Annotated in this window: 20 protein-coding genes and 1 tRNA gene; 1 reads left to right on the top strand and 20 read right to left on the bottom strand. The window is 44.6% G+C overall.

What is annotated here, in order from left to right; genetic code table 11:
* Positions 1-14: 14 nt before the first annotated feature.
* The 3 genes from DXZ23_RS00755 to DXZ23_RS00745 all read right to left on the bottom strand — a co-directional run bounded on the left by DXZ23_RS00755 (position 15) and on the right by DXZ23_RS00745 (position 2,831).
* Positions 15-941: a Mu-like prophage major head subunit gpT family protein gene (locus DXZ23_RS00755; protein WP_017806876.1), complete on the bottom strand. Its 927-nt coding sequence runs from the start codon at positions 939-941 to the stop codon at positions 15-17.
* Positions 934-2,025 carry a phage protease gene (locus DXZ23_RS00750; RefSeq protein WP_035695735.1) on the bottom strand — a complete coding sequence of 364 codons (1,092 nt, stop codon included), beginning with the start codon at positions 2,023-2,025 and terminating at the stop codon, positions 934-936. Before DXZ23_RS00750 ends, DXZ23_RS00755 begins: the two co-directional genes overlap by 8 nt.
* Before the next feature lie 371 nt (positions 2,026-2,396).
* A complete protein-coding gene (locus DXZ23_RS00745; protein WP_017806875.1) occupies positions 2,397-2,831 on the bottom strand; it encodes a phage virion morphogenesis protein in 435 nt (144 codons plus the stop codon).
* 85 nt (positions 2,832-2,916) lie between these two features.
* Here DXZ23_RS00745 and DXZ23_RS15305 point away from each other — a divergent pair.
* Positions 2,917-2,983 (top strand) — tRNA-OTHER (locus DXZ23_RS15305).
* Positions 2,984-3,010: 27 nt separating this feature from the next.
* On the opposite strand, the gene DXZ23_RS00740 is transcribed toward DXZ23_RS15305, so the two are convergent.
* The 17 genes from DXZ23_RS00740 to DXZ23_RS15205 form a co-directional block, all read right to left on the bottom strand.
* Positions 3,011-4,351: a phage head morphogenesis protein gene (locus DXZ23_RS00740; protein ID WP_017806874.1), complete on the bottom strand. Its 1,341-nt coding sequence runs from the start codon at positions 4,349-4,351 to the stop codon at positions 3,011-3,013.
* Positions 4,338-5,897 carry a DUF935 domain-containing protein gene (locus DXZ23_RS00735; RefSeq protein ID WP_017806873.1) on the bottom strand — a complete coding sequence of 520 codons (1,560 nt, stop codon included), beginning with the start codon at positions 5,895-5,897 and terminating at the stop codon, positions 4,338-4,340. The genes DXZ23_RS00740 and DXZ23_RS00735 overlap by 14 nt, the downstream gene beginning before the upstream one ends.
* The gene (locus tag DXZ23_RS00730; protein WP_017806872.1) at positions 5,897-7,465 is read right to left on the bottom strand and encodes a terminase large subunit domain-containing protein; all 1,569 of its coding nucleotides are present in this window, start codon (positions 7,463-7,465) and stop codon (positions 5,897-5,899) included. The genes DXZ23_RS00735 and DXZ23_RS00730 overlap by 1 nt, the downstream gene beginning before the upstream one ends.
* Positions 7,465-8,034: a DUF3486 family protein gene (locus tag DXZ23_RS00725; RefSeq protein ID WP_017806871.1), complete on the bottom strand. Its 570-nt coding sequence runs from the start codon at positions 8,032-8,034 to the stop codon at positions 7,465-7,467. The genes DXZ23_RS00730 and DXZ23_RS00725 overlap by 1 nt, the downstream gene beginning before the upstream one ends.
* A gap of 44 nt (positions 8,035-8,078) precedes the next feature.
* Positions 8,079-8,375, bottom strand: a complete 297-nt coding sequence (locus DXZ23_RS00720; protein ID WP_017806870.1) for a VpaChn25_0724 family phage protein — start codon at positions 8,373-8,375, stop codon at positions 8,079-8,081.
* A complete protein-coding gene (locus tag DXZ23_RS00715) occupies positions 8,368-8,676 on the bottom strand; it encodes a DUF2730 family protein (RefSeq protein WP_017806869.1) in 309 nt (102 codons plus the stop codon). Before DXZ23_RS00715 ends, DXZ23_RS00720 begins: the two co-directional genes overlap by 8 nt.
* Positions 8,673-8,897 (bottom strand): TraR/DksA C4-type zinc finger protein, encoded by a 225-nt coding sequence (locus DXZ23_RS00710; RefSeq protein ID WP_021724264.1) that lies wholly within the window; start codon positions 8,895-8,897, stop codon positions 8,673-8,675. The genes DXZ23_RS00715 and DXZ23_RS00710 overlap by 4 nt, the downstream gene beginning before the upstream one ends.
* Positions 8,898-8,993: 96 nt before the next feature.
* Entirely contained in the window at positions 8,994-9,248 is a 255-nt protein-coding gene (locus DXZ23_RS00705) for a DUF2681 domain-containing protein (RefSeq protein WP_017806866.1), read from the bottom strand.
* Entirely contained in the window at positions 9,245-9,487 is a 243-nt protein-coding gene (locus DXZ23_RS00700) for a DUF2644 domain-containing protein (protein WP_017806865.1), read from the bottom strand. Before DXZ23_RS00700 ends, DXZ23_RS00705 begins: the two co-directional genes overlap by 4 nt.
* 213 nt (positions 9,488-9,700) lie before the next feature.
* On the bottom strand, positions 9,701-10,246 hold the full coding sequence (locus tag DXZ23_RS00695; RefSeq protein WP_017806864.1) for an N-acetylmuramoyl-L-alanine amidase: 546 nt from the start codon (positions 10,244-10,246) through the stop codon (positions 9,701-9,703).
* Positions 10,247-10,317: 71 nt separating this feature from the next.
* Complete coding sequence (locus DXZ23_RS00690) at positions 10,318-10,752, bottom strand: Mor transcription activator family protein (RefSeq protein ID WP_021724267.1); 435 nt, start codon at positions 10,750-10,752, stop codon at positions 10,318-10,320.
* On the bottom strand, positions 10,745-11,221 hold the full coding sequence (locus DXZ23_RS00685) for a gp16 family protein (protein WP_026138583.1): 477 nt from the start codon (positions 11,219-11,221) through the stop codon (positions 10,745-10,747). Before DXZ23_RS00685 ends, DXZ23_RS00690 begins: the two co-directional genes overlap by 8 nt.
* Positions 11,222-11,289: 68 nt before the next feature.
* Complete coding sequence (locus DXZ23_RS00680) at positions 11,290-11,586, bottom strand: hypothetical protein (RefSeq protein ID WP_017807592.1); 297 nt, start codon at positions 11,584-11,586, stop codon at positions 11,290-11,292.
* A gap of 58 nt (positions 11,587-11,644) precedes the next feature.
* The gene (locus tag DXZ23_RS00675; protein WP_035695821.1) at positions 11,645-12,040 is read right to left on the bottom strand and encodes a hypothetical protein; all 396 of its coding nucleotides are present in this window, start codon (positions 12,038-12,040) and stop codon (positions 11,645-11,647) included.
* 2 nt (positions 12,041-12,042) lie between these two features.
* Positions 12,043-12,210, bottom strand: a complete 168-nt coding sequence (locus DXZ23_RS15300; protein WP_165381629.1) for a hypothetical protein — start codon at positions 12,208-12,210, stop codon at positions 12,043-12,045.
* On the bottom strand, positions 12,207-12,374 hold the full coding sequence (locus DXZ23_RS15295; protein ID WP_017805652.1) for a hypothetical protein: 168 nt from the start codon (positions 12,372-12,374) through the stop codon (positions 12,207-12,209). Before DXZ23_RS15295 ends, DXZ23_RS15300 begins: the two co-directional genes overlap by 4 nt.
* Entirely contained in the window at positions 12,364-12,537 is a 174-nt protein-coding gene (locus DXZ23_RS15205; protein WP_021724253.1) for a hypothetical protein, read from the bottom strand. Before DXZ23_RS15205 ends, DXZ23_RS15295 begins: the two co-directional genes overlap by 11 nt.
* Positions 12,538-12,651: the final 114 nt, after the last annotated feature.

Genomic DNA, 12,651 nt, shown 5'->3' with positions numbered 1-12,651 from the left:
CCGCACTTTTGCGGTTACAGATAATCGGCAATCACCAATTCCAAGTTCATTTTCTTAAACTCGTTATCAATTACCGCCCCATTTTCTGCCCGCAATTCACGCTCTAGAAGCTGGGTTGCTGCTTTGGCTAAATGCGGAGGCACCACAATATGGGTTGGCTTAATCGCCAAACGTTTATCGCCGTCGCCTCGTACCGCTCGCATTGCTTCAATCGCTTTCCACAGGTTTTCAGCGGTCAGCTTGCCTTTCACGGCGTGAGCCATTTGCCAGAAGCCATAGCCCACATTACAGCGACTATCCACACCGTAGGTGTAAACATTCTCCTCAAACACCTTTTGGGCGTTGGCATCGGTCATCTGTGCCGGTGTTGGGGCTTTACGTTCTTGGAAAATAATCGGCTTAAGCGAACGAGAACAATCCAGCAAATACCAACTGTCATCCACACTGGTTGAAGTGCTGTCATCGGTAATATTGCTCACCGATTTAGGGCTTGTGCCATCGACATTCGTCCCCACAGGGTGGTCGGTGTCGAAGAAATATTGCCCGTCATAGCATTCGGTGGTAAAGCCTGCTTTTAACACCCCAAATACCAATTCATCAGGGTGTTCGCCAGCGGCACGCCCTAATTCTTCGATTAATGGGCTGTAAATGCCGACATTGTCGTCTTCGATGTCCGTGCGTAAAATCTCCACCCCATTCGCCCAGTTTTTGTTTTTAATCGCATAACCGTGCGATTGAATGGCGGTGATAGTACGTTTGCCAATCCATTCAGTGAGTTTTGGCATTTGCCCCAACCAGCCGTAAGTGTTGCCTGCGGTGGTCGATTTCACTACGGTGGCAATTTTGCTGTATTGCGAGGGGGCTTTCGCTAAGCCCTCTTTGAAATTTTTACCAAAAGCGGTAAATAACGATTTCACCAGTTCAGGGGTGACATTAGCCATTGCTTTCCTCCAATTCTGCTTTCTGTTTTGCAAAGTCCGCTTCGCTCATACCCACTAACTTCGCAGCCTCTTTGTCTGCTGCCGATAACACGGCAAGCCCTTTTTCTTTTTCCCCGTCTTTGTCCACGTTAGTGGTATCGGTTTGTTTGGCACTTAACACCGCAATTTGTGGACGTTGTGCGAGCATTGCCGATAACGCTGCCACCCCTTGTTGCTTGCCAAAGCCTTTGAGGTAATTCACTTCCGCTTCTAACACCCGCCCCTCATTGCGGGCTGTCGCAATCAAACTGTCCACTTCCGTTTCGCAGGCTTTCGCTGACAGGGTGGCAAGTTGGGTAACGGTGGCGTCATAAGCGTCTTTAGGCACATATTTGCTTAAATCCACTTCGGTACTCTTGGCACTCAATGTCGCCACTTGTTCGTCTGCGGCGGTTTTATCGCTTTGTAGCTTCTCTAACGTGGATAACGCCGATTGCAGTTGCTCATCCGTTGCATCTGCTCCCTCCGCCACATCCACACCGAGTTTTGCTAACAGTTTTCGCAAAATTTCAGGCATTGGTTTGTCCTCTTGTTGGTTAATGACTGCCGAAAGCACGGCCAATCGTTGCATTCCCGTTACGCCGGGGTCGTTGGTGAGTGCTGCCATTCGCAGTTCTAACGGGATACCGTTTTTATCGTAAGGAAAAACGGCACTTAAAAACGCAAACTCCCCATTTTTGATATGCTGGTAGGCTTTTTCCGTCCAACGAGGTTTGATAAACAAGCCTTGACGCTCGTCATCTTCAAACCATTTAATTTCATCGGCATTAAACCAACCGGCGGCTAACACCGCACCTGCACCCTCACCCCGCTTGGCTTTAAAAATCGTTTCGTGTTCATAATCAATCAACACGTCCTGATTTAAGCCTCGCACTTTGTCAATAAGGCGTTCGGCGATGGTTTTATCAATAAACCAATGCGGCACATCGGTTGGACTGCCGTCCCTTGAGCGAAATTCGCCACGCGGTAACAGTTGCTGCCAACCATCGGCATTGGGGTTAAGTGCAGCCGTTAAGACTGCCAAAGGGGAAGTTATCGTTTTCATAGGTGCATAATGCAACGAGCGGAGAGCAGAGTGAGTTTGTGGAACTTCAGACCTTAAAACGGGGGATTTTTGCGGGAAAGAGGAAAAGACAATGAGGGAGAGAGGTTGCATATCGTTTAAAGGGCGTTTAAATGCGTTTAAGTGCGTTTAAATTTTTTCAGCGGATAAATTCCATTACTTACAAAATTAAACGCCACAGTGAGCGTCTGACGCATTTTTTCAAAATAAGATAACGTTGAGGTTAAGATGTCATTCAAACCCCGTTCAAAACCCTCACAGTGCGTTCAAAAAAGTTGAGATGATGAAAGGTTGCCATAAATAAAAAAACACGATGACAAGCGATTGAGGCGTTTTTCTGATTGGGGTCATGTTTAGCTTTGTGTCGCTTGTTTTAAAGTGCGGTGTAAAATATCTTTAATTTCTTCCACGCCATCATCACTTAACCCTAAAAATGGACGAGCAGCCATTTTTATTGTGCCTGCTTGATGATATTGCCCATAAGACTCTTGAGTTCCAATCACCGCAAAGTTTTCACCATAATCTAACGTTAAACTGGCTGCTAATGTTCCTGTTACCTGCAACATTGAACCCGTATAACCCTTTTTATAACGTTGCGATTTATACGGCTCTTTCAATGTCGCCCACTTTTCTCCCTCTGGCGAGCATTCATTATCAAAGGCATCTTCGGCATCTTTCCAAAGGACATTAGCAATTTTTCGGGTTAAGCCATCTGTTTTGCCCAGCTTACTTAACTTGCTGAACATCTTCTGGATTTCGTTGGTATCAGCTTTAAACTCTAAATGCATTTGACATTTCCTATAAAACAAGCTAGATTTCAATCAATCGCATACTGACGGATCAACTTTTAGTTGCGTGGAGTATGTTGATAGAGAAAGTGTCGGCTAATGGTAAGCCAGTAAGAAATTATGTATGTGGGTTCGACTCCCACCGGCTTTCTCGTAATAAGAGCCTTTTCGTAAGGCTCTTAATTTATTTCACCTTTCACAATTTTAAATATCCCACCATTTATTGCTGCTTTCACACTTTCAATACTTATGCGATACGCATTAATTATTGAGTCTAGCCCCTCGTTTGGTTTCAGTTTGTCATTATTTGGTGCGTCCACAACAACTTTTATTGTTTGTGTTTTGTCCAAATAGATTAAATTACGGTGTTCTGTATCCCAAAGAATTACACTAGGATTTGCAATAATTCTTGAAATACTGGCATATTCATCAACAGATAAACCAATTCCGCCTTTATGATGTTTATCGCTGTTAGCGTGTTCTAATCGTTTTTCTGTCATTACTAAAACACGCTCAGAATATTTCTCACCATTAGAAAATTTGGTTACTGCTTCCGCAACATCAGGAGTAACAACTCCTGCTGTCATATAACGTGCACCCGCTCCACGTTTACCTAAATGGCTTTTTACCCAACTTTCAAAAGCTTTGTGGCGAGCGGGGCTGTTATTGATCGTCTGAATGGTTTCTTGCCGTAGTTGGCGGTTTTGAAAGCCTAGCACTTTGCGAATGACGGCAATATCACTCCCTACCGCCGCTTTCCCCACATTGTAATTCCAGCCTGCTCCCGTTTTGATGGTGCCTTTTTCCGTTGTAAATCGGCTAATTTTAGTATGGGTTTCTTCACCGGTGCGTTTATCTACGCCTGCTAACGCCCAATCTGTTTCAATCTTGCCATCACTCTGGCTGACCGTTAAACCTTGTTTCTTTAGCCTAAATTCGCTTAACGCTCGCACACGACAACGACACCCCCAATCATTCGGAGGGTAAAATGTCTCCCATATCGGGTCGTCATAACGATAAATTTTGCCGTGCAACGCAAGATGGCTAGCTCGAGTGCGGCTATCTCGCACTACCACATATTGCCAATAAGGTTGCTCATCAGCATTTGCCATTTGCTCGGCATAACGCCCAGCGTGGTAAGCGGTGCTTTTGTTGGTGCGTAAAATGGTTCGTAATCGACGTGGCGATCCCATTTCAGAAAGCTCGACAATACCTTGACTGTCCACGATGGCTTGCTTGCCCCACCAACCTAATTCACGCAATTTAGGTTCAAGATTTTTGATAAACTCCCGTTCGGGTATGCCTTGTTCAATGGCATCTAGAGTTGCCTGATGGAGCGTTTCTAAAATCTCCGCTCTGGTTGCTTTGGCAACGGTAAAGGCACGGGCGTGAGCGTCTTCCAGTTGCTCTTGCCAGTTCCACGTGATGTTGTAGCCTTTGGCTTTCAGGTAATCCACTGCCAATTTTGGCTCAAGGCGTAGCATATAGCCCATATCCAGTGCGGTGTTATCGGTTGGCATTTAATCGCCCCCATAAATCGCTGACAAAAATCGCACGGGTCAGCGTTTCTTCAAGCTGTGTATCATCTAAATCGGCGTAAAGGGTGGCTATTCGCTGTTGAGCAAATTCATAGCCGCCTTGTTCTATTGCCTCGACAACGGGCTTTAGCATCGGGTCAAGAATAGCTTGATATTGCTCGGCGGTTGGCTCTAGCTCATCAAGCAAATCATCAGGATCTCGCCCCACACTTAACACTGCCATTTTTTGGCTCGGCTGGGCAGATAAAAGTGCGGTCATATTTGGCTGCGTTTTTCGCTCTAACACCGCTTCGTTTTCCGCCGCCATCGGCACTTGCAGTTTTTCGTGAGCCCACTGGGTCGGAATTTTAAAGCCAATATCCACGAGTTTGTTTAAACCGTCAGCAAAGCTATTAATATCTTCGCTTTCGCTAATATCAAATTCAAGGCGTGGAATACGACGTGCATCATTGTAAGATTTACAGTTTAGGGCATATAACGGATAAACCAAATCACGGGTTAAGGTGGCTTGCAGCCGTTTTAAATCCGCATTTCGCAGCTCCAACCGTACGTCATTATGCACATTGCCGAGTGCGTTTGTGGAGGTTGCACCATCGGCTTGGCTGGTGAGTGTGCCGCCTAGAATGGCTTTGGACATGGATTTTTCTGCCCATTCGACCATTGCCATAAAGGAGCCGCTGTCGCCCTGGGCGGCGTTTTGAAATTCGATCTCCATCCCACGAGGGATAATGCCGCCAGCATTATGCCCAATGCCCATCACTGCACGCAGTAGGGTGGTTTTCTCGCTTTGCGTTGCCCCTTCGGGGTATTTGCCAAGTCGCATTGGTAAGCCGTAAATCTCCAAAAATTCCGCAAAATCACGCACGGAATAATTTTTAAAGATAAAAGGAAAAACTAAGGCTCGCACTAAACCAATACGTGATAAATAACCCGTTTTGGCTTTGGCAATATGCTTCACCCAACCAAATGGCTGAAGCTCAACCCCATTGATTGAGCCATCACGCAGACGCAGTTGGTTGCGTTGTGTGCTTGGGGTCATAAACCACGCTGGATCACGCCATTGCACATTGCGGATCAGTTTTAAGCCCCCAATTAAATTCGGCTCCCATTCAATTTCTTGACAACTAAAGCCCTTTAAAATCGCATCGGTTGCGTCAAACAGACAATCATCAAGCCAAACCGCATCACGCAAAATTTCTTCCAACATTTCCGCATCACGTTGTTCTTGGGCGGAGGCGTTCGGCGGTGGCTGAATTTGCCAATCCACCGTTAGCACCGCTGAACGGCGTTTGCCGAGTTCCGATTGAATATGGGCATCTTTTTCTTCCATATCTTCGCCGAGTTCGCTTTGAGCGATTAAGTCGCCTTGTTCCGCACTTTGTAAAATTTGTGCGGCACGCTCAGGCGAAAGCCCACTGGCAGGATGTTCAGAGTAGTGGCGTTTGAGTGTTGCCAACCGACTATCATTTTCGGTTTGTACGTCATCATTAAATCGCAATGGGTTGCCGTGAATATCCACGATCATCATTAATAGTTCTCCCAGTCTGAGTGATATTGGCTTGGCAAATCATCGAAGGCGTTGTCCGCATAATAAAATGCCTGTTCGGATTGTTGCTGTTTGTCGTTGTGCTTGCTTGGCAGGGCGATATAGTCGATTTCGCCTCCCGTCAGATAACTGGCTCGCACCGCCATACAATAGGCGACCGCACTATCGCCGTGCCGTTTGCCGCTTTGGTCTTGGCTGCGAGTGCGGTTAATTTTTGGCACGCCGTTGATCACGGCAATATGCCCCTGATCTAAAATAATGTCTTCATCTTGCGGTATGGTAATCAAATCTACTTCGTATAATGCTTTGTATTTTGGCATCCACTCCCGATACCATTTGTCGTTCAGTTGCACCGCCTCAATCATTGTTGAGCCATAACGCACCAATGCCGCTTCCGCTAAATAGCCACCGTTACCAGTAGCATCAAATGCCGCCCCAATAAAGCGTGGCAAGGCTTTGAGGATAAAGAGCATAATCTGCCGTTGTTGGTTGTAAGGGCAGTTGCGAAGTTCCAGCGTGAGTTCAATATGACGAGCCGTGTTCGGCTGAATACTCGCCACCGCAAACACGCTTAAGTCACCACTACGAGCAAAGTCCACGCCAAAACAATGCCGCAAATCAGGGTTTAAAGCTGCCAAATGCGGTTGCACTTCGGTCGTCAAAAAGGCTAGCGTTAAGAGAATGCGTTCCGCTTCCGTCCATTGCATAAATTTCGCATCGCAATCAAACCGCACTTTGATTTTGCTTTTATCGCAAGCACGCTCAACCAACGGACGAGGAATGTAAGCCCCTGAGCTGGCTTTGGGGACGCAGTAATATTCTTCTAAGGCATCGTCTTCGGTCGCCGTTTCTCGCAATAATTTCGCTTTCCACTCGGCTTCTTTCTCTGGCGACCACGTCTGTTTGCTCACTTGGCAAATGCGTTGATAAAGCCCCTCACGACAAGCGTCATCGAGGGTAATGGTATGTATCGAATAGCCCTTACACCCTGCACGGCTATCTTGGATAAGCTGATTAAACAGATTATTCACGCCGTTATGGGTGGAGATGAGTCGTACTTTGGCTCCCCACATTGTTAGAGCAAGAGCGGCTTTCAACACTTCCGCCAAATGCTCGTGGAATGCCGCCTCATCAATCACCACAATCCCTTGCATACCCCGTAAATTTTTCGGGTTAGAGGAAAGGGCTTTGATTTTGTAACCGCTGGCAAAATAGATCACATAAGTGAGAATATCCTTGTCTTCATCTTCAAAAATTTCTTGCTGAATTTCGCCTGCCGCACGGTTAAATTTCGAAGCCCACATCGCACAAGCGTCAATAAATTCCCGTGCCATCTCTTTATTTGAGCCGATATAAAACACATCTGAACCACCTTCTGACTTGGCAAGACTGGCGATCAACACATCATCTGCCGCCTCCGCCCATGTCAGCCCAGTACGGCGTGATTTTTCGGCGATTTTTAATTGACTTTGATCGGCTATCCAACGTTTTTGATAACCGAGCAGCAATTCATTTTTGTCAAAAAGAATAAAATCAGGTAACGCTGTCATTACGCAATCCCCAAGATTTCCATTTTCAGTTGATCTACGGTGGCTTTGGAAACGCCCGCTTGCATCACCACTTTTTCAGCGGTTTCGGCTGCTTGTTGAGCCACCTCTTTTCGGATAGCTTGCTCACGTTTAAAACTTAAACTTTCCGCTTGTTCTAGGCGTTGTACTGCCGCAGAGAGTAGGGCAATAGATTTCGGGTCGGCTGTACCGTCCTCACTCATTCCAAGCGAGGTTTCAAAGGCAATGTTTTTCACAATTTCCATCAACATTTTGCCAATATCAGACTGTGGTGCCTCACCAAATTGCTTCGTCCAAATTTCTGCAATTTCGCGAGATTGACGGATTTTTGCCCCCATTTTTTCCATTCGGCTGGCATAACGATTAAGCCCTGTTTTGCTTAACAAGGCTGTTTCAGGCAATCCACAATCACGGATCAAATCATTGATCTCTTCCAAAATTTCCGCTTGCGAGTATTGCTTATCTCGTAACATCATAGCGAGCTGGGTTTTAATGTTCGGCGGTAATAAATCCACTTTACTCGCACGCCCACGTTTGATTTTGTCTGTCATTTAAACATCCTCTAAGTGCGGTTTAAATTGGCGTTAAATGGGGTTTAAATACGTGGTGCAGGACGTTTCACGCCCTCAACTTTTGTGCGTCCTTTTGCCACATCAATGCCGCGAGTGGTAATGGTGGCGACCATATAGCCATCAAGTAGTCGGCGAATACTCACCAAGCCTTGTTCTTCAAGCCAATTTAGGTGATTACGCAGGCTATCTCGGCTAATATCATGCCCATATAAACTTAAACAATCTTGCAAAATGCTTTCGTTAGCATCGTAGTCCGCCTCAATCAGCGAGCGTAAAATAACAAGCCGCTGGTCTTGGGCAAAAATATTAAACTTATCCATTCTTTACCTCTTTTTCTGTCAATAATCCTACCAAATGCCGAAGCATCTTGGTTTCTGCTCGAAGCTCCTTAGCTTCACCTTTCATTTCAACTAAAGCAATACGTAAATCTGATACATCTTTGGCACTGGGCAAATGACGCATTTCATTTTCAATGTCGGTAACGCGTTGACTTAACTCCGTTAGAGCGTGTTTTTTTGCATAGCGACTATCTAGTTTTAACCAAAACAGCGAAGCAATCAGCCCCGAGATAGTTAAAATAATGCCCCAATGCTTTTGGATCACCTCTAAAATCTCTGTCATCTTCGTTCCGCCTTTGTCTGACAATGCACACAACGACAACAATGCGGCACAGCCATGACTCTTTGTTTTGGGATAAGCTCGCCACAATCCACGCAAAAACGTTCGGCACGAATATCCACCGTTGTGGGTTTATGACGAGCGAAAAAGCGTTGATAGGCTTGCTCATCACGTTGTTGGGTAATATCAGCTAAATCCATTACTGTTTTTTCTCTGTTTGACACACTTTTTCATAGGCTAAATTATGGTTTAACACCTGCCGTTTGGTCTCAAGGGTATCTTGACGGTTGGGGTAAATCAGCCCAAAGGCTGTGCAACCACTAATCCTCACGGAAGTAACCCTTTGACTGCAACTGGTCATCAACACCGTGAGCAGTGAGACGACGATTAGCTTGCTCAATTTGTTTGCTTTTTTCTGCATTTTCCATTTCCTCTGCAACGGCTCGGGCTTCCGCCTTTACCATTTCGATTTCTTTTTGCTTTTCAGCGAGTTTTTTTCCTTGCCAATGTAACCGAGCATAAATAGCCACAAACACTGCACCTAGCCCCGCAAGGGCATACATCTGCCACATCATTGTTCTTCTCCTTGTGGTAGTGAAGATTTACGGCGATTAAGGGCATTGGCAAAGCCTTTGGTGGCCACACCACCGCCACAAAATAGGGCAAAGGTCGTAAAAAGCTCACTAACATTTGAGCGGTCTAAATAGACGCTATAAGCCAAAATGAACGCCATTAAAACCGCCCCGAAAAATTGGATAAAGGCGGTGGTGCTAAGACGACCGTTGTCGTTGGTAATTAATTCGCTAAGTTTCATTCTTGTTATTTACTCCTTACTCAAAAAAGGCTTGCTATCAAAACGGTAACTAAACCCAGAGCCAAAAAACAAAATCCCCAAGGGTTATCTATCCCTAATAAATAGGCTGATGCCCCCATACAAACAGAGCTAAATAGATATTTCATTACTTACCTCCGTGTTTTTTGAAACGATTTTTAGGTAAGCGAGGTTTAGGGTAGCGATATGCCATAATTACTCCTTAAACAAATGATCGACGTTAATAATTTCTTCAGCGTCCAACCACGTCCATACATCAAAACACGGGCAGGCTTTTAGCCACTCATTCGGGGTAATCGTGCCATCTCCATTCAAATCAGGCGATAAATCACGATGCCCACAAATACGGGCTTCGGGATATTTTGCTTCGAGTTCTCTCAGTAACTTATGCAAGGCATACCATTGTTTAGCGGTGTAGCGTCCGTAGTTTTTACCATCAATACTGATACCACCTACAAGGCAAATACCTAGGCTATGGGCGTTATGCCCTTTAACGTGCGCCCCGTTCTCACCCTCTTGACGAGCTGTTTCAATCGTGCCGTCCGTATCAATCACAAAGTGATAGCCGATGTGGGGCAAGTGCGGGTTAAAATGCTTGGTGTTGATAGGATTACGCTTAAAACCACGCTGTGCGTGCCAAAGATTAATTCGTTGGGCTGCGGTTAGCCTTTCATTGCGTAAGGGTTTACCGTTCTGTGTGGCAGAACAGTGGATCACAATTTTGGTAATAGGAAAAGGCATAAAAAAACTCCCTTTAAATTGACTTTAAAGGGAGTTTAAAGAAATGCGTGAAAAGGTGGGTTTGTGATACTTCACACCTTGCTATCGAAGGGCAACTCACGTTGATAACGGCGTTGTAATAACGCCCGCTGTCTGCGGATAATCGCATAAATGTGGCTTTCGCTCAACTTATGCTCTCTGATTAATTCGGGGATATTTTTACCGTTAAACTGTTCATAAATTAAATAGTCCCGCAACGCATCTTTTAATACTGTACCTGTCGGGATATAAGTGGATTTTCCGCCAAGATAATGACCGATTGCCCCCGCTATTTTGGAGGCAATTCGTGTTGCATTTTCGTTAGACTCGCCTTGCCGTACCAATTCACAGGCAATCACATCTAAAAGTTCAGCAAGCGTCGTCGGCCAGCGGCTTGCTAATTCCTCTACGGGGATTTTGTCTAAATTATCTAATAATTGACCAAGCACTTCGTGATCATCTGCAAATAAATCGGTTTGTTTATCCATTTTTTCTCTCCACCCGTTGCTGCCATTTTTTGAGTCGCTCGACAACAATTGTTGCCATTGTATTATCTATTGTATGTAAGAAGCCTACATACAGCATTTTGGGATCTGGACGTTGCCTTTGCGTTACTTCATTCACAATCCTCATAATATACACATTTAATGCTTTTTCAGAACCATCTCGAATAATGCCTTTACGTGCCATATCAATCCAAAGTGCAAGGATTTTCTTGGCAATATTGCTTTTAGTTTTTAGTTGAGTAGTACTTGGTGATTTCCCTTTACGTGACGTTTTTTTAAAGCCTTTATTCTCTAGCTCGTTGTATACTTTTGTGAGCTCGGGAATAGTCATTTGCTTCGTTGAGCTTTTGCCCGTGAGCCGTTCTAGCATTGTGCGATAGCTAAGCTCATCTATACCGAGCTTTTGCTTGGCGATATGGATAAGCTGAATATATTTGGGTTTAGTGTACATTAGACCTCCCTTAAAACACATTATTCCGCCCTCTGAACCAAAGGGCGGTAAATGGGTTTTACTTATTCCTATAAAATTCTCATCCGCCCCCTAAGTTCTCGTAAATTTTTGAGAGCTTCCATTAGGTACTCTCGTTCATCTTTGTTAAGTCCCATCTGACGCTCTTTCGAAGATAGGCTGTCTATCTCGCTATCTAAGGCTTCTTGGTAATATTCGCTATCCGTTATACCTTGAGGGATTTCTGGATAGCGCGTCCAACTTTGGTTCGATGCATTAAATTGCCATAATGTCCCATCATTACATAGAGCGGTAGTAAATTCACCCACAGCAATTTGGATTATTTTTCGTTGATCTAATTTTTTCATTTTTCCCCCTTATTTCTCTCTGTTATATCAATTGTGAGCATAACTGCTTCAATGTGTTTTAATACCACTTCTTTTCAAGCTCTTTCACTTCACGCAAAAAGACTTTTCTGTCCGTCAACAACCTAAAAAGCAATGTGCAGATATATCTGTTCGCTTCGGTTTTCTCTGGTGCGAAAAAATTCAGGTTCCAATCCTTATTTTCCCCGATAAAGCTTACCCTTGCAGTTGCTATAACAGGCTCATTGTTTTGGCTAAACTTCTCAAAAAGCGGAGATAAAATAGGCAAGGCATAATTACTGTGCCGCATTAATTCCGCAATATCAGTCTTAAGCTCTTTGGGAGCATCTGATAACGTTTTTCCGTCTGTGCTAGACCATTTCAACCCGATATCATTCACCCCGTCATCATCACAAAAATCAAAGGTTGCTGTTAAAACTAATGTAAACGATTTCATCTTTACCCCCTTACCTGCCATCTCGCCTTTGGCAGTTGGTTTTGCACCATTTCCATATACACCCCCGCCGCAATATAATTCCCGCTATTAATCGCTCGCATTGCTTGTTGAAGCTGTCCGATCATCATTTCCAGCTTGAGTGCAAGTTCGCTTTGTTTTTGCTTTGTCATAGTTCTTCAACCTCCACAACCTCGTCAATTTCCGTAATCTGATGAGGCAATTTATTCAGGTCTAAGGTGTTTAAATCACATTTTTCCGCCGCCTGCTCAATGCTTTCGGCTTCTACGGTGATTTCAACCATTCCATAAACTCTGACAAGATATTTATTCTTCATCGTCGCATTCCTCATTCACAAAATTAATTCGATATCTCATTTTGATGTCGTAATTTTCACTCATTTCTGCTAGTCGTTCTTGGATATAACATATCGCATCGTCTTTGGTTTCAGCTTCAATACCCAAAGTCAATTTAACGTCTATTTCAGCGTGATAATTCATTGTCATTGCTCCTATTTTTTGATTTAAAACACTTTATAAACGCCCCTTAATCAGGTTTAAAGAGCGTTGAAAAGGGCTTTAAATTGATTTAAACACCAGCCACATCAGCCACCC

It is taken from the genome of Avibacterium paragallinarum (assembly GCF_900450705.1).
Lineage (GTDB): Bacteria > Pseudomonadota > Gammaproteobacteria > Enterobacterales > Pasteurellaceae > Avibacterium > Avibacterium paragallinarum.
Note: the sequence above shows the minus strand (reverse complement) of the source record. Positions and strands in the feature narration are given on the sequence as shown.

Bases quoted from the DNA above. Each gene is read 5' to 3' on its own strand.
- DXZ23_RS00755 (WP_017806876.1), bottom strand. From the start codon at position 941: ATGGCTAATGTCACCCCTGAACTGGTGAAATCGTTATTTACCGCTTTT.
- DXZ23_RS00720 (WP_017806870.1), bottom strand. From the start codon at position 8,375: ATGGATAAGTTTAATATTTTTGCCCAAGACCAGCGGCTTGTTATTTTA.
- DXZ23_RS00730 (WP_017806872.1), bottom strand. From the start codon at position 7,465: ATGACAGCGTTACCTGATTTTATTCTTTTTGACAAAAATGAATTGCTG.
- DXZ23_RS15300 (WP_165381629.1), bottom strand. From the start codon at position 12,210: ATGACAAAGCAAAAACAAAGCGAACTTGCACTCAAGCTGGAAATGATG.
- DXZ23_RS15205 (WP_021724253.1), bottom strand. From the start codon at position 12,537: ATGAATTATCACGCTGAAATAGACGTTAAATTGACTTTGGGTATTGAA.
- DXZ23_RS00700 (WP_017806865.1), bottom strand. From the start codon at position 9,487: ATGAAACTTAGCGAATTAATTACCAACGACAACGGTCGTCTTAGCACC.
- DXZ23_RS00745 (WP_017806875.1), bottom strand. From the start codon at position 2,831: ATGCATTTAGAGTTTAAAGCTGATACCAACGAAATCCAGAAGATGTTC.
- DXZ23_RS00695 (WP_017806864.1), bottom strand. From the start codon at position 10,246: ATGCCTTTTCCTATTACCAAAATTGTGATCCACTGTTCTGCCACACAG.
- DXZ23_RS00685 (WP_026138583.1), bottom strand. From the start codon at position 11,221: ATGTACACTAAACCCAAATATATTCAGCTTATCCATATCGCCAAGCAA.
- DXZ23_RS00725 (WP_017806871.1), bottom strand. From the start codon at position 8,034: ATGACAGACAAAATCAAACGTGGGCGTGCGAGTAAAGTGGATTTATTA.
- DXZ23_RS00690 (WP_021724267.1), bottom strand. From the start codon at position 10,752: ATGGATAAACAAACCGATTTATTTGCAGATGATCACGAAGTGCTTGGT.
- DXZ23_RS00715 (WP_017806869.1), bottom strand. From the start codon at position 8,676: ATGACAGAGATTTTAGAGGTGATCCAAAAGCATTGGGGCATTATTTTA.
- DXZ23_RS00675 (WP_035695821.1), bottom strand. From the start codon at position 12,040: ATGAAATCGTTTACATTAGTTTTAACAGCAACCTTTGATTTTTGTGAT.
- DXZ23_RS00735 (WP_017806873.1), bottom strand. From the start codon at position 5,897: ATGATGATCGTGGATATTCACGGCAACCCATTGCGATTTAATGATGAC.
- DXZ23_RS00740 (WP_017806874.1), bottom strand. From the start codon at position 4,351: ATGCCAACCGATAACACCGCACTGGATATGGGCTATATGCTACGCCTT.
- DXZ23_RS00680 (WP_017807592.1), bottom strand. From the start codon at position 11,586: ATGAAAAAATTAGATCAACGAAAAATAATCCAAATTGCTGTGGGTGAA.
- DXZ23_RS00705 (WP_017806866.1), bottom strand. From the start codon at position 9,248: ATGATGTGGCAGATGTATGCCCTTGCGGGGCTAGGTGCAGTGTTTGTG.
- DXZ23_RS15295 (WP_017805652.1), bottom strand. From the start codon at position 12,374: ATGAAGAATAAATATCTTGTCAGAGTTTATGGAATGGTTGAAATCACC.
- DXZ23_RS00750 (WP_035695735.1), bottom strand. From the start codon at position 2,025: ATGAAAACGATAACTTCCCCTTTGGCAGTCTTAACGGCTGCACTTAAC.